Genomic DNA, 18,598 nt, shown 5'->3' on the forward strand with positions numbered 1-18,598 from the left:
CGCGGGTTCCGCTGCGGAACCCGCGCGCGCACCGGGCCGCTCCCGCGCGTGCGGGGCGGCGCAGCAATGCGGGCGCGATGGCGCCCGGACCCAGCTTTTGCCCCGCGTGGAGCATGCCGTGAATTTCCTCTCTTTCCTGTTGTCCCGCCTGTGGAAGGCCCTCGTGGTCGTGCTCGGCGTGGTCATCATCAATTTCTTCCTGATCCGCATGGCGCCGGGCGACCCCGCCACCGTCATGGCGGGCGAGGCCGGCGCCGGCGATGCCGCCTTCGTCGGCCAGCTGCGCCAGCAGTTCGGGCTGGACCAGCCGGTGCTCACGCAGCTCGGCATCTATCTCAAGGGCGTGGCCAGGCTCGACCTCGGCTACTCGTACCGCAACCACCTGCCGGTGCTGGACCTGATCCTGGACCGCCTGCCGGCCACCATCGTGCTGATGAGCGGCGCGTTCGTGTTCTCGCTCGTGCTCGGCGTACTGCTGGGCGTGATCTCGGCGCGCACGCGCTACGAGAACAAGCGCCGCTGGGTCGACAGCGCGGTGATGAGCGGCGCGCTGCTGCTGTACGCCACGCCGCTGTTCTGGCTGTCGCTGATGGCCATCATCCTGTTCTCGGTGGTGCTGGGCTGGCTGCCCGCGTTCGGCATGGAGACCATTGGCGCCGGCTACACGGGCCTGGCGCGCGTGCAGGACGTGGCGCTGCACATGGTGCTGCCGACCATCTCGCTGGGCTGCTTCTTCATGGCGGTGTACGTGCGCCTCACGCGCGCCTCGATGCTGGAAGTGATGGGCATGGACTTCGTCAAGACCGCGCGTGCCAAGGGCGTGCCGGCCGGGCGCGTGATCCGCGTGCACGTGCTGCGCAACGCGCTGCTGCCGGTGATCACGTTCGCCGGTATCCAGCTCGGCCAGATGGCCGGCGGCGCGGTGCTGACCGAGACCGTGTTCTCGTGGCCCGGCATCGGCCGCCTGATGTTCGACGCGCTGCTGCAGCGCGACTACCAGCTGCTGCTCGGCATCTTCTTCGTGACCTCGGCGCTGGTGGTGTTCTTCAACCTGGTGACGGACATCGTCTACCGCTTCATCGACCCCCGCATCGCGGTGGGCGGCAAGGGAGCCACGGCATGAAAGCCTTCGCCCGACGTTATGCGCGCAACTACGGCGCGGTGATCGGCCTGCTGGTGCTGCTGGCCGTGGTGGCGGTGGCGCTGCTCGCGCCCGTGCTGTACGAGGACTCGCCGTGGCTGATGGTGGGCGAGCCGCTGGTGCACCCGTTCGCCGACGCCGCCTATCCGTTCGGCACCGACATGCTGGGCCGCGACATCACCGCCGGCATGCTGTACGGCGCGCGCGTCTCGCTGCTGGTGGGCGTGATCTCCACCGGCGTGGCGCTGGTGTTCGGCATCCTGATCGGCTCGGTGGCCGGCTACTGCGGCGGCCGCGTGGATGACGCGCTGATGCGCTTCACCGAGTTCTTCCAGACCATCCCGCAACTGGCGATGGCGGTGGTGATCGTGGCCATCTTCAACCCGACCATCTACTCCATCGTGGCGGCCATCTCGGTGGTCTCCTGGCCGCCGGTGGCGCGCCTGGTGCGCGGCGAGTTCCTCACGCTCAAGCAGCGCGAGTTCGTGCAGGCCGCGGTGGTGATCGGGCAGAAGCCGCTGCGCATCATCCTCACGCAGATCCTGCCCAACGCCATGTCGCCGATCATCGTGTCGGCCTCGTTCATGGTGGCCACGGCGATCCTGACCGAGTCGGCGCTGTCCTTCCTGGGCCTGGGCGACCGCAACATGATGAGCTGGGGCTTCATGATCGGCGCGGCCCGCACCATGATCCGCGAAGCCTGGTGGATGAGCGTGTGGCCGGGCGTGGCGATCCTGCTCACGGTGCTGTCCATCAACCTGATCGGCGAAGGCCTGAACGACGCCATGAACCCCCAACTGCGCCGCCGTGGCGAGTGAGCCAAAGGATGCCGCACATGCAATCACCTGACCAGAATCCCGCGCCGGCAGCCGCGCCGCTGCTGTCCGTGCGCGACCTCACCATCGCGCTGCCCGCCGGCGGCGACCGCCCGCACGCGGTCAGCGGCGTGACCTACGACCTGCACGCCGGCGAGATCCTGTGCATCGTCGGCGAGTCCGGCTCGGGCAAGTCGATGAGCGCCAACGCCATCATGGGCCTGCTGCCGCCCTACCTCAAGCCGCAGGGCGGGCAGATCCTGTTCAAGGGCCGCGACCTGCTGGCGCAGGACGAGAACACCCTGCTGTCGATGCGTGGCAAGGACATGGCGATGGTGTTCCAGGAGCCGCTGTCCGCGCTCAACCCGGTGATGACCGTGGGCGAGCAGATCGCCGAGGTGATGCGCGTGCACGGCGCCTATCCGGGCGAGGCGCGCAACCGCCGCGTGCTGGAACTGCTGGAATTCGTCGGCCTGCCCGACCCCGCCACGCTGACCCACAGCTACCCGTTCCGCCTGTCCGGCGGCCAGCGCCAGCGCGTGGTGATCGCGATGGCGCTGGCGCTCGAGCCCGCGCTGCTGATCGCCGACGAGCCGACCACCGCGCTCGACGTCACCACGCAGGCGCAGATCCTGGCGCTGATCAAGCGCATCCAGGCCGAGAAGGGCATGGGCGTGATGTTCGTCACGCACGACTTCGGCGTGGTGGCGGAGATCGCCGACCGCGTGGCGGTGATGGAAAAGGGCGTGCTGGTGGAGATGGGCACGGCGCAGCAGGTGCTCAACCATCCGCAGCATCCCTACACGCGCCGGCTCATCAGCGCCGTGCCGCACGGGCGCGCCAAGGAGCGCCAGGCGGACGCGGCCGAGACCGTGCTGGAAGTGCGCGACCTGCGCAAGACCTACGTCTCCGGCGGCGGCCTGTTCAGCAAGAAGCGCGTGGTCAACGCCGTGGACGGCGTGAGCTTCCGCGTGCAGCGCGGGCAGACGCTCGGCATCGTGGGCGAGTCCGGCTCGGGCAAGTCCACCATCGGCAAGTGCCTGCTCAAGCTGACCGGCATCGACGGCGGCGAGCTGCTGTTCGACGGCCAGGACATCGCGCGCCTGTCCGAGCGGCAGTTCCGCCCGCTGCGCAGCGACGTGCAGATGATCTTCCAGGACCCGTTCGCCTCTCTCAACCCGCGCCACACGGTGGGCCGCATCATCACCGACGGCCCGGTCGCCAACGGCGTGCCGCTGGCGCAGGCGCAGGCGCGCGGGCGCGAGCTGCTGCAACTGGTGGGGCTGGAGCCGTCCGCGTTCGACCGCTATCCCAACCAGTTCTCGGGCGGCCAGCGCCAGCGCATCGGCATCGCGCGCGCGCTCGCGCTGGAGCCCAAGCTGCTGGTGGCCGACGAATCGGTCTCCGCGCTCGACGTCTCGGTGCAGGCGCAGGTGCTCGAGCTGCTGGCCGAGCTGCAGAAGCGCCTGAACATCGGCCTGATCTTCATCACGCATGACCTGCGCGTGGCCGCGCAGATCTGCCATCACGTGATCGTGATGCACAAGGGGCGCGTGGTGGAGTCCGGCCCGCCCGACCAGATCTTCGACGCGCCGCGCCACGAATACACGCAGCGCCTGATCGCCGCGGTCCCCGGCAAGGAATGGGACCCGACCCTGATCCGCGCGGCCGCCTGAACGCGGCGCGCACCAACCTGACATCAAAGACGGAGCAACGACAGATGAAGAACGCCGAACTGGTTCGCCGCAAGGACGCCGCCACCCCGCGTGGCGTGGGCGTGATGTGCAATTTCTACGCCGAGCGCGCCGAGAACTCGGAGATCTGGGACGTGGAGGGCAAGCGCTACATCGACTTCGCCGCCGGCATCGCCGTGCTCAACACCGGCCACCGCCACCCGCGCCTGGTCGAGGCGATCCAGCGCCAGCTCGGCCGCTTCACCCACACCGCGTACCAGATCGTGCCGTATGCCAGCTACGTCGAACTGGCCGAGAAGATCAACCAGCGCGCGCCGGGCCGCTCGGCCAAGAAGACCGCCTTCTTCACCACCGGCGCCGAAGCCGTGGAGAACGCCATCAAGATCGCCCGCGCCGCCACCGGCCGTCCCGGCGTGATCGCGTTCTCGGGCGGCTTCCACGGCCGCACCATGATGGGCATGGCGCTGACCGGCAAGGTGGTGCCGTACAAGGTCGGCTTCGGGCCGTTCCCGGGCGAGGTGTTCCACGCGCCGTACCCGTGCGCGCTGCACGGCGTGTCGGTGGACGACTCGCTCAAGGCGCTGCAGCACCTGTTCAAGGCCGACGTCGATCCCAAGCGCGTGGCCGCCATCATCTTCGAGCCGGTGCAGGGCGAAGGCGGCTTCAACGTGGCGCCGCCGGCCTTCGTCAAGGCGCTGCGCGCGGTCTGCGACGAGCACGGCATCCTGCTGATCGCCGACGAGGTGCAGACCGGCTTCGGCCGCACCGGCCGCCTGTTCGCGATGGAGCACTACGAGGTGGCGCCGGACCTGACCACGATGGCCAAGAGCCTGGCCGGCGGCATGCCGCTGTCGGCCGTGTGCGGCCGCGCCGAGGTCATGGACGCGCCCGCGCCCGGCGGCCTGGGCGGCACCTATGCCGGCAACCCGCTGGCGGTGGCCTCCGCGCTGGCCGTGCTCGACGTGCTCGACGGCGAGCAGCTGATTCCGCGCGGCGCCGCGCTCGGCCAGCGCCTGGTGGCGCGGCTGGAAAGCCTGAAGTCGCGCGTGCCGCAGATCGCGGAAGTGCGCGGCCTGGGCGCGATGGTGGCGGTGGAATTCCGCCGCGCCGACGGCTCGCCCGACCCCGAGTTCACGCGCGAGGTGCAGAACCGCGCGCTCGAGCAGGGCCTGCTGCTGCTGTCGTGCGGCGTGTACGGCAACGTGATCCGCTTCCTGTTCCCGCTCACCATCCAGGACGCGGTGATGGACGAAGGCCTGGACATCCTGGCCGACGTGCTCACGCGCTGACACCGGGCCGCATCCGCGCACGCTCCGGCACATCCACACCAACATAACGAGACAGAACATCATGCAACTCAAGGATTCCAGCCTCCTGCGCGCGCAGGCTTTCGTCGGCGGCCAGTGGCAGGACGCCGACAACGGCGCCACCTTCGCCGTCACCAACCCGGCCGACGGCGCGCTGATCGGCACGGTGCCGCTGATGGGCGCGGCCGAGACGCGCCGCGCCATCGAGGCCGCGCGCGTGGCGCAGGCCGCGTGGCGCCGCAAGACCGCGCGCGAGCGCGCCCAGGTCATGCGCGCCTGGTACGACCTGATGATCGCCAACGCCGACGACCTCGCCGTGCTGATGACCAGCGAGCAGGGCAAGCCGCTGGCCGAGGCGCGCGGCGAGGCGCTCTATGCCGCCTCTTTCCTCGAATGGTTCGCCGAGGAAGCCAAGCGCGTGAACGGCGACGTGCTGGCCACGCCCGCGGCCGACAAGCGCCTGCTGGTGGTCAAGGAGCCGGTCGGCGTGTGCGCGGCCATCACGCCGTGGAACTTCCCGCTGGCTATGATCACGCGCAAGGCCGGCCCCGCGCTGGCCGCCGGCTGCGCGATGGTGCTCAAGCCGGCCGAGGACACGCCGCTGTCCGCGCTCGCGCTGGCCCTGCTGGCCGAGCGCGCCGGGCTGCCCGCCGGCCTGCTCAGCGTGGTGACGGGCGACGCCGCCAGCTCGATCGAGATCGGCGGCGAGCTCACCGGCAGCCCCGTGGTGCGCAAGCTCAGCTTCACCGGCTCCACCGAAGTGGGCCGCATCCTGATGCGCCAGTCGGCGCCGACCATCAAGAAGCTGTCGCTGGAGCTCGGCGGCAACGCGCCGTTCATCGTGTTCGACGACGCCGACCTCGACGCCGCCGTGGAAGGCGCGATGGCCTCCAAGTACCGCAACGCCGGCCAGACCTGCGTCTGCGCCAACCGCCTCTACGTGCACGACAAGGTGTACGACGCCTTCGCGCAGAAGCTGGTGGCCGCGGTGGAAAAGCTCAAGGTCGGCCACGGCCTCGAGCCCGGCGTGCTGCAGGGTCCGCTGATCAACCAGGACGCGGTGGCCAAGGTCGAGCAGCATATCGCCGACGCCGTGGGCAAGGGCGCGCGCGTGCTCTCGGGCGGCAAGCGCCACCGCCTCGGCGGCACCTTCTTCGAGCCGACCGTGCTGGCGGGCGTGACGCCGGCCATGCTGGTGGCCCGGGAAGAAACCTTCGGCCCGCTCGCGCCGCTGTTCCGCTTCGGCAGCGACCAGGAAGTCATCGACATGGCCAACGACACCGAGTTCGGCCTGGCCTCCTACTTCTACAGCCGCGACATCGGCCGCGTGTGGCGCGTGGCCGAGGCGCTGGAGTACGGCATGGTCGGCATCAACACCGGGCTGATTTCCAACGAGGTGGCGCCGTTCGGCGGCGTCAAGCAGTCGGGCCTGGGCCGCGAAGGCTCCAGCTACGGCATCGAGGAATACCTGGAAACCAAGTACCTGTGCATGGGCGGCGTGGATCGCTGACCGGCACACCTTCAGGAGAAGCGCATGAGCAGACCCCAAGCCGTTCCCACCGTGCAGATCGACAACGACCGCGTGGCCGTCACCGAGTGGCGCTTCGCGCCGGGCGCCGAGACCGGCCATCACCGCCACGGCTACGACTACGTGGTGGTGCCGATGACCACCGGCGCGCTGCGGCTGGAGACGCCGGCCGGCGAGGTGGTCAGCCAGCTCGTGGCGGGCCGCGCCTACTACCGCGCGGCGGGCGTGGAGCACAACGTCATCAACGCGCACGAAGGCGAGTGCGTGTTCGTGGAAATCGAGATCAAGCGATGAGCGTATCTTCAACCCGGGCCGCCGCGCCGCGCGAGCGCAACGGCGGCCAGATCCTGGTGGAACAACTGCGCATCCAGGGCGTCAGGCGCGTGTTCCTGGTGCCGGGCGAAAGCTACCTGCCCTGCATCGACGCGCTGTACGACCACCAGGACGCGATCCAGCCGATCGTGTGCCGGCAGGAAAGCGGCGCCGGCTACATGGCGGAAGCCTACGGCAAGCTCACCGGCGAGCCCGGCATCTGCTTCGTCACGCGCGGGCCCGGCGCCACCAATGCCAGCATCGCCGTGCACACGGCGCACCAGGACTCCACGCCGATGATCCTGTTCGTCGGCCAGGTCGGCAACGACTTCAGCGAGCGCGAGGCGTTCCAGGAGATCGACTACCGCCGCATGTTCGGCCAGATGGCCAAGTGGGTGGCGCAGATCGACCGCACCGAGCGCATTCCCGAGTTCATCGCGCGCGCGTTCGCGGTGGCCACCAGCGGCCGGCCCGGCCCGGTGGTGCTGGCGCTGCCCGAGGACACGCTGTGGGGCAAGGCGGTGGTGGCCGACATGCCGCGCTACCAGCGCGCGCACGGCGCGCCCACGCCCGAGGCGCTGGGCGCGCTGGCCGGCCTGCTCGAGCGCGCCGAGCGCCCGTTCATGCTGGTGGGCGGCTCGGGCTGGAGCGCGTCCGCGCAGCGCCGGCTCGAAGCGTTCGCCGAGCGCTTCGCGCTGCCGGTGGGCGTGGCCTGGCGCCGGCTCGAGTGCTTCGACAACCATCACCCGAACTATGTCGGCCACGTTGGCTGGGGCATGGGCGAGGCGCTGCGCGAGCGCATCCGCGAGGCCGACCTGCTGATCGCCGTGGGCACGCGCATGGGCGAGGCCACCACCGAAGGCTACACGCTGGTGGAAAGCCCGCTGCCGCGCCAGAAGCTGGTGCACGTGTACCCGGACGCCAACGAGCTGGGCCGCGTGTTCCAGCCCGCGCTGCCGGTGGTGGCGGACGTGAACGCGTTCGCCGCCGCGCTCGACGGCCTGTCGCCCGCGCGCGAGCCGGCCTGGGCCGCGCGCACCCGCGCCGCGCGCCAGGAACTGCTGGCCGCGCAGGAGCCCAAGGCCGCGCCCGGCAGCCTCAACCTGAACCGCGCCGCCTGCCACGTGCGCGACGTGCTGCCCGAAGACGCCTGCCTTACCGTGGGCGCCGGCAACTACGCGCTGTTCCCGCATGCGTACTACCGCTTCAAGGGCGTGGGCACCAGCCTGGCGCCGACGGTCGGCTCGATGGGCTACGGCCTGCCGGCGGCGATCTCCGCCAAGCTGGAGAACCCCGAGCGCACGGTGGTCTGCTATGCCGGCGACGGCTGCTTCCAGATGAACCTGCAGGAACTCGGCGTGGCCATGCAGTACCGGCTCGGCATCGTGATCCTGGTGTTCAACAACGGCATCTGGGGCACCATCCGCTCGCACCAGGAGCGCGAGTTCCCGGGCCGCACGATCGCGCTGGGCTTCGACAACCCCGAGTTCACCGAGCTGATCCGCGCCTATCGCGGCTACGGCGAGGTGGTGGACAACGACGCCGCGTTCGGCCCCGCGTTCGCGCGCGCGCGGGCCTTCGCCGACCGGGAAAAGCTGCCGGCGCTGCTGGAGCTGCGCTACGACGCCGACGGCATCGCCCCGGGCGTGACGCTGACGGAGATCCGCGAAGCGGCGTTCGCGCGGCAGCGGGCGGCCGCCTAGCGCCTGGTGTCGCGCCCTTCTCCCGCGTCGTGGGAGAGGGGCGCGAACCGGCAGCCAACGCGTTTCACCAGGTTTCACCACGCTTCACCACGAACCCAACATCATGCGCGCCTTCTTCTCGGATGACCAACTGCTGCACCAGCCCCGCCAGTTCATGCGCGCGGGCCGCCTGTGCGAACCGACCGACGTGCCGGCGCGCGCCCATGCGCTGCAGCGCGCGCTGGCCGGGCGCGGCATCGCGCTGGCCGAGCCGGCCGATTTCGGCCGCGCGCCGCTGGAAGCCGTGCACAGCCCGGCCTATCTCGATTTCCTCGGCTACGCCTACGAGCGCTGGATGGCGCTGGCGCGGCCCGGCTTCGAGCCCGGCATCGAGGTGCTGCCGAACCTTTCGCCGTACTACAACGGCCGCGTGGACCAGCCGCGCCGCGCGCCGTGCCCAACCGATTCCATCATCGCGCAGGCCGGCTACTACCTCGGCGACCTGAGCGCGCCGCTCGGGCCGCAGAGCTGGCGCGCCATCCTGCGCTCGGCGCACAGCGCGGTGGCCGCCGCGCAGTACGTGTGCGAGCAGCAGCACCGCCAGGGCATCGCGTATTCGCTGTCGCGCCCGTCCGGCCACCATGCGCACAGCGACCGCGCGGTGGGCTTCTGCTACGTCAACAACTCGGCCATCGCCGCGGAGACGCTGCTCAAGCGCTTCGGCAAGGTGGCGGTGCTGGACGTGGACGCCCATCACGGCGACGGCACCCAGCAGATCTTCTACCAGCGCTCCGACGTGATGACGATCTCGCTGCACGCCGACCCGAGCGGCTATTACCCGTTCTACACCGGCTACGCCAACGAGCGCGGCTACGGCGCGGGCTACGGCTACAACCTGAATTTCCCGCTCGCGCACGGCACCGAGGACGACGGCTTCCTGGCCGCGCTCGACAACGCGCTCGACGCGCTGCGCGACTACCGCCCGCAGGCGCTGGTGCTGGCGCTGGGCTTCGATACCTATGTCCACGACCCCATCAGCGTGCTGCGCGTGGGGCTGGACGCCTACCGCGGCATCGGCGAGCGCATCAACGCGCTGGGCGTGCCCACGGTGGTGGTGCAGGAAGGCGGCTACGAGGTCGAGGCGATCGGCCCGGCGCTCGATGCCTTCCTGTCCGGCCTCGTCCCGGCAATGGCCTGAACCGAGAACAAGGAGACCCGACATGACCGCACTGAAGATCGACGGCGAGCGCCTGTGGCAGTCGCTGATGGACCTGGCCCGCATCGGCGCCACGCCGCGCGGCGGCAACGCGCGCCTGGCGCTGACCGCGCTCGACGGGCAGGGCCGCGACCTCGTGGCCGGCTGGATGCGCGACGCCGGCCTGACCGTGACGGTGGACCGCGTGGGCAATATCTTCGGCCGCCGCGCCGGGCGCGACGACAGCCTGCCGCCGGTGATGACCGGCAGCCATATCGACACCCAGCCCACCGGCGGCAAGTTCGACGGCTGCTTCGGCGTGCTGGCCGGGCTGGAGGTGATGCGCACGCTCAACGACCACGGCGTGCGGACCGAGGCGCCGCTCGAGCTGGCGATCTGGACCAACGAGGAAGGCACGCGCTTCGTGCCGGTGATGATGGGCTCGGGCGTGTTCGCCGGCATCTTCCCGCTGCAGACCGCGCTGGACGCCACCGACAACGAGGGCAAGCGCGTGGCCGACGAGCTGCGCGCGATCGGCTATGCCGGCGACGCCGAAGTGGGCGGGCGCAGGATCGGCGCGTATTTCGAGGCGCACATCGAGCAGGGCCCGGTGCTGGAAGACGCCGACAACGTGATCGGCGTGGTGACGGGCTCGCTGGGCCTGCGCTGGTACGACCTGACCGTGACCGGCATGGAGGCGCATGCCGGCCCCACGCCGATGCCGCTGCGGCGCGACGCGCTGTACGGCGCCTCGTTCATCGTGCAGGAAGTGGTGCGCATCGCCCATGACTTCGCGCCGCACGGGCGCGGCACGGTGGGCGTGATGACGGTGCATCCGGCCTCGCGCAACGTGATTCCCGGCGAAGTGAAGTTCACCGTGGACCTGCGCCACCAGGACGCCGACCGCCTGGCCGAGATGGACGCGCGCCTGCGCGCGGCCTGCGCGGCGCTGGCGCGCGGCGAGACCACCGGCGCGCCGCTCGGCGTGAAGATCGAGGACGTGCAGTATTTCCCGCCCACGCCGTTCGCGCCCGAGCTGGTGGGCCACGTGCGCGGCCAGGCCGCGGCGCTGGGCTACACGCACCAGGACATCGTCACCGGCGCCGGGCACGACGCGGTGTACATCGCCACGGTGGCGCCCACCGCCATGATCTTCGTGCCGTGCAAGGACGGCATCAGCCACAACGAGGTGGAGGACGCCCGGCCCGAGCACCTGGAAGCCGGCGCCAACGTGCTGCTAGGCGCGATGGTGGCGCAGGCCGGCGCGTAAGCGCCGCCATGCGCCTTCGTTCCACTTCAACCGCGGAAACATGATGAGTGAATTGCACGACCTCGCCTACTGGCGCCAGCGCGCCGCCACGGTGCCGATGCGCACCCAGGCCTACATCGGCGGCGCCTGGACCGATGCCGCCGGCGGCGCCACCTTCGAGACCCGCAACCCGGCCACCGGCGCGCTGCTGGCGCACGTCGCCGCGTGCGGCGGCGCCGACGTGGACCGCGCCGTGGCCGCCGCGCGCGCGGCCTTCGAGTCCGGCGTGTGGTCGCAGATGCCGCGCCGCGAGCGCAAGGCCGCGCTGCTGCGGCTGGCCGCGCTGATCGAGGCGCAGCGCGAGGAACTGGCGCTGCTGGAAACGCTCGACATGGGCAAGCCCATCGGCGACGCGCTGCTGTACGACATCCCCGAGGCCGCGCGCACCTATGCGTGGTACGCCGAGGCCATCGACAAGCTCTACGACGAGATCGCGCCGACCGACGGCAACACGCTGGCCACCATCACGCGCGAGCCGCTCGGCGTGGTGGCGGCGGTGGTGCCGTGGAACTACCCGCTGCTGATGGCGAGCTGGAAGGTGGCGCCGGCGCTGGCCGCCGGCAACAGCGTCATCCTCAAGCCGGCCGAGCAGTCGCCGCTGACCGCGCTGCGCCTGGCCGAGCTGGCCGGGCAGGCCGGCATTCCCGCCGGCGTGCTCAACGTGGTGCCGGGCCTGGGCGCGGAAGCGGGCCAGGCGCTGGGCCGCCACCCGGACGTGGACTGCATCGCCTTCACCGGCTCCACTGCCACCGGCAAGCGCTTCATGGAATACGCGGGCCAGTCCAACCTCAAGCGCGTGTGGCTGGAGTGCGGCGGCAAGTCGCCGCACATCGTGTTCGACGACTGCCCGGACCTGGACCGCGCCGCGCAGGCCGCCGCCGTGGGCATCTTCAACAACCAGGGCGAGATCTGCATCGCCGGCTCGCGGCTGTACGTGCAGCGCGGCATCTACGATGCGTTCATGGCGCGGCTGGAAGCGGCCGCGGCGCGCATGCAGCCCGGCGACCCGCTCGACCCGGCCTCGGCGATGGGCGCCATCGTCGACGCGCGCCAGCTCGACCGCGTGCTGTCGTTCGTCGACGCGGGCCGGCGCGAAGGCGCGCGCCTGCGCCTGGGCGGGCAGCGCGTGCGCGGCGAGAGCGGCGGCTATTTCCTCGAGCCGACCATCTTCGAGTGCCCGTCGCAGTCGCTGTCGATCGTGCGCGAGGAGATCTTCGGCCCGGTGCTGGCCGTGACCGTGTTCGACACCGAGGACGAAGCCGTGCGCATGGCCAACGATTCGCCGTATGGCCTCGGCTCCGGGCTGTGGACCGCGAACCTGTCGCGCGCGCATCGCGTCTCGCGCCGGCTGCGCGCGGGCCTGGTGTGGGTCAACTGCTACATGGACGGCGACGTCACGGTGCCGTTCGGCGGCGTCAAGCAATCCGGCAACGGGCGCGACAAGTCATTGCACGCGCTCGACAAATACACGGACCTGAAGACCACCTGGATGCATCTGGGATGACGGGATTGATTTAAAGAAATTCGCTGAATTCATTCAGCCTGATTTACGGAAAATGGCAGGGCCGTATCGCGTGACCGGGGCGTTCTCGTTGCCCGCCGTGCGGTACGGTCCTGCGTTTTCCGTCTTCAATCCCTCGAGGCAGAGCGGAAATTCCATCGCAGTGCATGAAACGGAACCGATCATCCAACAGGGTGCATATTGCTCTGTAAACGGTATTGGAAATTAGAAAAAAGCCATTTTTCAATGGCATGGCAATTGCTTGACTGATTCACACCCCGAGCCGGGACGATCCAATCTCCTAGAGGCAAGCCACACCATGCAAAATCCTTCATTCCAGAAACGACGCGCGGCGATGCTCGCCATCCTGCTGGGCGTCGCCGCGCCTTCGCTGTTCGCCCAGACCACGCGCGACTGGCCCACGCAGCCGGTGCGCATCGTGGTGCCGTTCCAGGCCGGCTCCGCCACCGACCTGATCACGCGCCAGATCGGCATCGGCCTGAGCAAGGAATACGGCCAGACCTTCGTGGTGGAGAACCGCCCCGGCGCGGCGGCCATGATCGGCAGCGAGGCCGCGGCGCGCGCGCCCGGCGACGGCTACACGCTGCTGATGTCCGGCCCCGCCTCGATGGTGACCAATCGCTTCCTGTACAAGAAGCTCAGCTACGATCCCGATGCGTTCGAGAAGGTCGCGGTGGTGGCCTACACGCCCAACATCCTGCTGTCCAGCCCGGACCTGCCGTTCAAGACGCTGCCGGAGATGATCGCCTACGCCAAGGCCAACCCGGGCAAGCTGACCTATGCGTCGTTCGGCGCCGGCACCACCTCGCACATGGCCGGCGAGATGCTCAAGGCGCTGGCCGGCATCGACATCGTGCACGTGCCGTACAAGGGCGCCGGCGACGCGATTCCCGCGCTGCTGTCGGGGCAGGTATCGATGTACTTCGACACCATCATGACCGGGCTGCCCTACGTGAAGGCCGGCAAGCTGCGCGCGCTGGGCGTGTCCAACAGCAAGCGCTCGCCGATGGCGCCGGACATCCCGACCATCGCCGAGCAGGGCTACCCCGGCTACGACATCGCGCCGTGGTACGGCATCGTCGCGCCCAAGGGCACGCCGGCGGACGTGGTCAACAAGCTCAACGTGTCGATCAACAAGCTGCTCAAGGACCCCGGCTTCCGCGAGAAGCTGGCGGCCACGGGCGCCGAGCCGCGCGGCGGCTCGGTGGCGGATTTCAGCGCGATGGTGGGCGCCGAGATCCCGCGCACGGAGAAGCTGGTCAAGCAGTCGGGGATCAGCCTGCAGTAGCGCGGCGAAAGGCTCGCCGCGCGCGCGGCGGGCCTGCATTCGCCGGCCTACATCATGTGGCGGGAAAAGCGGCCGTGCTCGGCGCCGGCCATCAGTTCGGTGAACTGCTCGCAGCTCATGTGCACCAGTTGCTGGTGGTCGCCGGCCTCGAAGAACACTTCGGGCTGGGCCAGCAGGCTGTCGTCGAGGTAGGTGTGCATGCCGTACGCCATCGCCACGGGCGGGATGGCGCCGAAGTCGCAGTCCTTGAAGACTTCGCGGATCTCGTCCTCCTGCGCGAGGATCAGCGTGCGCCCGGTCTGCGCGCACAGCGCCGACAGGTTCAGGTGATGCGTGGACGGGATCACCACGGCCACGTAGCCGATCTCGTCTTCCAGCAACAGGGTCTTGGCCAGGCGGTCTCCGGGAACGTGCGCTGCCTCGGCAGTGGCCATGCTGCTGAGGGTGTAGGGATGGCGGATGGTATCGAAACGGCTGTTCCTGCTGTTCAGGCAATTTGCCAGGGTGGTAGCCAAGGCCATGATGCGTCTCCTTCGCTGTACGTTGCAGTCTGGGCCGGGGGACCCCTGCGCTTCCTACTATAGACGGCGCCGCCCGGATGCAAAGCCGCTATCGGTGGGGAACGGTTGGCGGTGACGCCCGCGCCATGCGGGGCTCAGTCCTCGCCGTGAGTTGCATCGGCCTGCGTGCCGGCCTGCCGCGGCGCCGGCCACAGGACCTGGAGCTCGGTCTTGAGGAAATTGAGCAGGTAGCGCGTGGCCATCGTCTGGTAGCGGTTGGGCATGGTCAGCATGTAGAGCCGGCTGCCGAACACGCTGATGCGGTAGTCGGGCAGCAGCGCCACCAGCGTGCCCGCCGCCAGCTCGTCGGCGACGGCGTAGAGCGGGAAGATGCCCAGGCCGACGTCCCCCAGCACGCCGTCCTTGAGGAAGGCGAAGTTCTCCGAACTGAGCGTGGGTTCCAGCGCCACCTGCTCGCGCACGGCGTCGGCGCCGTGGCCGCGCGTGCCGAAGGCCTTGAGCTTCTGGCCGATCGGCGAGGCGCACACGATGGCATGGCCGCGCAGGTCGGCCAGTTCGCGCGGCGCCGGATGCGCGGCGAGATAGCCGGGCGAGCCGCACACGATCCACTCGACCACGCCGATCTCGGTGGCGACCACCGAGTCGGGCGGCGTGGAGATGATGCGCAGGGCCACTTCCACGTCCTCGGACACCAGGTTGTGGATGCGGTTGTCGAACACCACGTCGAGCGTGATGTCCGGGTAGCGGTGCTTGAACTTCACCAGCAGTTGCGACATCAGCGCGTGGCCCAGGCCGGTCGGCACCGACAGGCGCACATGGCCCTGCAGGCTCTTGCCCATGCTGTTGATGAGCGCGTTGGCGGCGGCCACCTCGCCGAGGATGTTGCGGCCGTGCTCGTAGAGGCCGGCGCCCACGGGCGTGGGCTCGACGTGGCGCGTGGTCCGGCGCAGCAACTGCACGCCGAGCGCTTCTTCCAGTGCCTTGAGGTGGTAGCTCACGTTGGCGCGCGTCATCTTGAGCTTGCGCGCGGCGGCCGACAGGTTGCCGGCGTCGACGATGTCCACGAACAGGCGAAGGGCGTTGAGGTCCATGTGGCGCTTGAAATCCTTGCAGTGAAAGCATGCCGGCGTGGCGGCGTGGCAGGAGTTTAGCCGCGTTGGCGCGCCGCGCTCCGGCGCGGCGCGAGGCGCGGGTTTATCTCGCGGCGCAGGCGGCGGCATTCCGTATTCGCCGAATTGAATCGGGGCATGAATCCGGTCCCGAATCTGGTCCGGAATCCGGTCCGGAATCCGGTCCCAAATCCGGCCCGCGGCGGACCTGCGATTTGTCCGCCGCCATCGCCGCGCGCCGGCGGGCAAAGAATGGATGCCGCCGCTGCATGCAATGCGGACGCGCCAATTCGCATTGCGCGGGCGGGTGCGTTTGAATCAAAGCAGGCAATCCAATGCGATTCAAGTCCGGCGCCGCGATGCGCGTCTTTCCGCGCCAATTTCGCCATCCGCATTCGGAAGCCGGGCGCGCGGATCGCGATAGTCCGCGGCCGGAAAGTGGATACTGCTTAGCTTCGGCTTTGCCGGTTTCGGGGGGGATTCCTGTCATTTTTGCCAATTGTGTGCAATATCCCAAAACGGCCCGGCCGGGTGCCGGCGCGCGCCGCCGGACGCCGCCAGCGGCGGCGGTTGCGGGCAATTGGCCGGCTTTTTTGCTTTCGATTACCTTTCGGGCGCGCGCCGATTGCCTGAATGCCGCGGCGCGGCAACCATCGAGGCGATGATGGAAATGAGAAATAACCCCTCGCCTAATACGTGAATCCGGCATTTCGGACTGTGCATTGGGCCGTGGCGAATCCGCGCCAATCCTGTCAATCCGCGCAATCGACGCAATCGGACCAATCCACGCTGCGGCAGCCAGCGCCAATAGGCAAGGAAATTCGGACGGTTGTATCAAGTTCTTACGTGGCTATATTTTCATTAATCAAACGTGGTAGGCTACGGCATCCGATTTTCCCCCTATCATTCAATTAACCCTCCCCAGGAGAATCCAAATGGCGACATACAAGCAACTGATTGCGGAGAAGGAAGCGCTCGAAGCAAAGCTGGCGGAAATGCGCGCCAGCGAAGTGGCTGGCGTCATTGCCCAGATCCAGGGCCTGATGACCGAATATGAGCTGACGGTCGACGACATCGCGCCCAAGCGCCGTCGCGGCCGTCCGGCATCCGGCGCCAATGGCAAGGCCGCCAAGCCCAAGAGCACGCTGCCGCCGAAATACCGCGATCCCAAGACCGGCGCCACCTGGACCGGCCGCGGCCGCGCCCCGGCATGGCTGGGCAAGAACCGCGCGCGTTTCCTGATCGCCGAAGCCTGATTGCGCGGCGGCGCTCGCGCGCCGCCCGGCTTTGCCATCGACCCGGCCGCGGCGCGCCTCGCCGCGCGCGGCGGGCGTTGCCGGCGCCGTTTTCTCGTTTTTCCATTCTTCCATTCTTCCGTTTCTCCCCCTTCGCCTTCCCGTTCTCCCGATGAAAAAAACCTTGAGCGCGGCGTTGCTGCTGGCGGCGTCGCTCGGCGCGCAGGCGGGCGAGCGTCCGGAGCGTTCGGAGCGTTCGTTCTCGGCGCGGTACACGGCCTGCATGAACGGGCCCGACGCCACCACCGCCGGCATGCACGGCTGCATCGCCGCGGAAACCGCGCGCCAGGACACGGCGCTGAACGCGGCCTACAAGCGCCTGCAGCAGGCCATCGCGCCCGCGCGCAAGCCGGCGCTGCTGGACGCCCAGCGCGCCTGGCTGAAATTCCGCGATGCCAACTGCGGCTTCCGGGCCGATCCCGACGGCGGCACCCTGGCGGGGCTGAGCGCCGCGTCCTGCGTCATGCAGATGACCGCGGACCGCGCGCAGGAACTGGGCGACCTCGCGACCGAGGCCGCCTCGCATTAGCCATCCGGGTTTCGTGGATATGCCTGCTGAAGCATATCCACGGGATTGTAAAGTCTGGCTATCCAGTCTGTCCAAGATGTGTGGGATTGTCAAAATACGGTGACGGCGTACCATGTTGGCCACATCGTTGTTTGCCTTGACCGGAGATTTCCCCCATGAGCCTGGATGCCGAATCCTTTTCGCTGCTGCGCGCGTCGGTGCAGCGTTTCATCGACGAACGCCTGAAGCCGGCCGAAGACACGCTCGAGGAAACCGACGACGTGCCGGCCGAGATCGTCGCCGACATGAAGGAGATGGGCCTGTTCGGCATCTCCATCCCCGAGAACTACGGCGGCATCGGCCTGTCGATGTCGCAGGAATGCGATGTGGTGTATGACCTCGGCCATACCGCCTTCGCGTTCCGCTCGGTGTTCGGCACCAACGTTGGCATCGGCTCGCAGGGCATCCTGATGGACGGCACCGAGGCGCAGAAGCAGGCCTACCTGCCCAGGATCGCCAGCGGCGAGCTCATCATCTCGTTCGCGCTGACCGAGCCCAACGCCGGCTCCGACGCGGCCTCGCTGCAGACCCGGGCCGAGCTCGACGGCGACCACTACGTCATCAACGGCACCAAGCGCTTCATCACCAACGCGCCGCGCGCGGGCGCCTTCACGCTGATGGCGCGCACCGGCGGCGGCGGCGCCTCGGGCATCTCGTCGTTCATCGTGCCGGCCGACACCCCGGGCATCTCGCTGGGCAAGCCGGACAAGAAGATGGGCCAGCGCGGCACCAAGACCTGCGACGTGGTGCTGGAGAACGTGCGCGTGCCGGCCGCCAACATCATCGGCGGCGTGCCGGGCGTGGGCTTCAAGACCGCCATGAAGGTGCTCGACCGCGGCCGCCTGCATATCTCGGCGCTGGCCTGCGGCATGGCGCACCGTCTGATCACCGACGCGGTGGCCTACGCCAGGGAGCGCAAGCAGTTCGGCCAGCCGATCGGCGATTTCCAGCTGATCCAGGCGATGCTGGCCGACAGCCAGGCCGAGCTCTACGCGGGCCTGTCGATGGTGCGCGACTGCGCCCAGCGCTACGACGCCAAGACGCCCGGCAAGAGCGACCCGGAGGTCAGCATGCTGGCCTCGTGCACCAAGATGTTCTGTACCGAGATGGTGGGCCGCGTGGCCGACCGCGCGGTGCAGATCCACGGCGGCGCCGGCTACATCGCCGAGTACAAGGCCGAGCGCTTCTACCGCGACGTGCGCCTGCTGCGCCTGTACGAAGGCACCACGCAGATCCAGCAACTGATCATCGCCAAGCAGCTGCTGCGCGACTGATCCGCCATGCGCGCGGCGGGCGCGGGCATGGCCCGCCC

16 protein-coding genes are annotated in these 18,598 nt (G+C 69.2%); 14 read left to right on the forward strand and 2 right to left on the reverse strand.

Annotation, left to right across the window (positions count from 1 at the left end; genetic code table 11):
• Positions 1 to 118: 118 nt before the first annotated feature.
• The 11 genes from K206_RS0110830 (at position 119) to K206_RS0110880 (ending at position 13,793) form a co-directional block, all read left to right on the forward strand.
• Positions 119 to 1,123, forward strand: coding sequence for an ABC transporter permease (locus tag K206_RS0110830; RefSeq protein WP_020423742.1), 1,005 nt, complete (start codon positions 119 to 121; stop codon positions 1,121 to 1,123).
• Positions 1,120 to 1,959, forward strand: coding sequence for an ABC transporter permease (locus K206_RS0110835; RefSeq protein WP_020202433.1), 840 nt, complete (start codon positions 1,120 to 1,122; stop codon positions 1,957 to 1,959). Before K206_RS0110830 ends, K206_RS0110835 begins: the two co-directional genes overlap by 4 nt.
• Before the next feature lie 8 nt (positions 1,960 to 1,967).
• Complete coding sequence (locus K206_RS0110840; protein ID WP_020423743.1) at positions 1,968 to 3,632, forward strand: dipeptide ABC transporter ATP-binding protein; 1,665 nt, start codon at positions 1,968 to 1,970, stop codon at positions 3,630 to 3,632.
• A 44-nt stretch (positions 3,633 to 3,676) separates the two neighbouring features.
• A complete protein-coding gene (gabT, locus tag K206_RS0110845) occupies positions 3,677 to 4,939 on the forward strand; it encodes a 4-aminobutyrate--2-oxoglutarate transaminase (RefSeq protein WP_020202435.1) in 1,263 nt (420 codons plus the stop codon).
• 61 nt (positions 4,940 to 5,000) lie between these two features.
• Positions 5,001 to 6,467, forward strand: a complete 1,467-nt coding sequence (locus K206_RS0110850) for an NAD-dependent succinate-semialdehyde dehydrogenase (RefSeq protein ID WP_020202436.1) — start codon at positions 5,001 to 5,003, stop codon at positions 6,465 to 6,467.
• A gap of 24 nt (positions 6,468 to 6,491) precedes the next feature.
• Complete coding sequence (locus K206_RS0110855) at positions 6,492 to 6,779, forward strand: cupin domain-containing protein (protein ID WP_029043477.1); 288 nt, start codon at positions 6,492 to 6,494, stop codon at positions 6,777 to 6,779.
• A complete protein-coding gene (locus K206_RS0110860; RefSeq protein ID WP_020202438.1) occupies positions 6,776 to 8,500 on the forward strand; it encodes a thiamine pyrophosphate-binding protein in 1,725 nt (574 codons plus the stop codon). The genes K206_RS0110855 and K206_RS0110860 overlap by 4 nt, the downstream gene beginning before the upstream one ends.
• 103 nt (positions 8,501 to 8,603) lie before the next feature.
• Entirely contained in the window at positions 8,604 to 9,677 is a 1,074-nt protein-coding gene (locus tag K206_RS0110865; protein WP_020202439.1) for a histone deacetylase family protein, read from the forward strand.
• Between the two features lie 22 nt (positions 9,678 to 9,699).
• Positions 9,700 to 10,944 carry a Zn-dependent hydrolase gene (locus tag K206_RS0110870; protein ID WP_020202440.1) on the forward strand — a complete coding sequence of 415 codons (1,245 nt, stop codon included), beginning with the start codon at positions 9,700 to 9,702 and terminating at the stop codon, positions 10,942 to 10,944.
• A 43-nt stretch (positions 10,945 to 10,987) separates the two neighbouring features.
• Entirely contained in the window at positions 10,988 to 12,487 is a 1,500-nt protein-coding gene (locus K206_RS0110875) for an aldehyde dehydrogenase (RefSeq protein WP_029043478.1), read from the forward strand.
• A 352-nt stretch (positions 12,488 to 12,839) separates the two neighbouring features.
• Positions 12,840 to 13,793, forward strand: coding sequence for a tripartite tricarboxylate transporter substrate binding protein (locus tag K206_RS0110880; protein ID WP_020202442.1), 954 nt, complete (start codon positions 12,840 to 12,842; stop codon positions 13,791 to 13,793).
• Positions 13,794 to 13,840: 47 nt separating this feature from the next.
• Here K206_RS0110880 and K206_RS0110885 read toward each other — a convergent pair whose 3' ends face one another.
• Complete coding sequence (locus K206_RS0110885) at positions 13,841 to 14,314, reverse strand: aminoacyl-tRNA deacylase (RefSeq protein WP_020202443.1); 474 nt, start codon at positions 14,312 to 14,314, stop codon at positions 13,841 to 13,843.
• Positions 14,315 to 14,448: 134 nt separating this feature from the next.
• A complete protein-coding gene (locus tag K206_RS0110890; protein WP_020202444.1) occupies positions 14,449 to 15,405 on the reverse strand; it encodes a LysR family transcriptional regulator in 957 nt (318 codons plus the stop codon).
• A 953-nt stretch (positions 15,406 to 16,358) separates the two neighbouring features.
• On the opposite strand from K206_RS0110890, the gene K206_RS0110895 reads away from it, so the two are divergent.
• From K206_RS0110895 to K206_RS0110905, 3 genes are all read left to right on the forward strand, one after another.
• Positions 16,359 to 16,679, forward strand: coding sequence for an H-NS family nucleoid-associated regulatory protein (locus tag K206_RS0110895; RefSeq protein WP_020202445.1), 321 nt, complete (start codon positions 16,359 to 16,361; stop codon positions 16,677 to 16,679).
• A 151-nt stretch (positions 16,680 to 16,830) separates the two neighbouring features.
• Positions 16,831 to 17,247, forward strand: coding sequence for a lysozyme inhibitor LprI family protein (locus K206_RS0110900; RefSeq protein WP_029043480.1), 417 nt, complete (start codon positions 16,831 to 16,833; stop codon positions 17,245 to 17,247).
• Positions 17,248 to 17,402: 155 nt separating this feature from the next.
• On the forward strand, positions 17,403 to 18,560 hold the full coding sequence (locus tag K206_RS0110905; protein ID WP_020202447.1) for an acyl-CoA dehydrogenase family protein: 1,158 nt from the start codon (positions 17,403 to 17,405) through the stop codon (positions 18,558 to 18,560).
• Positions 18,561 to 18,598 lie beyond the last annotated feature (38 nt).

It is taken from the genome of Cupriavidus sp. WS, from assembly GCF_000395345.1.
In the GTDB taxonomy this organism is placed as follows: Bacteria; Pseudomonadota; Gammaproteobacteria; order Burkholderiales; family Burkholderiaceae; genus Cupriavidus; species Cupriavidus basilensis_B.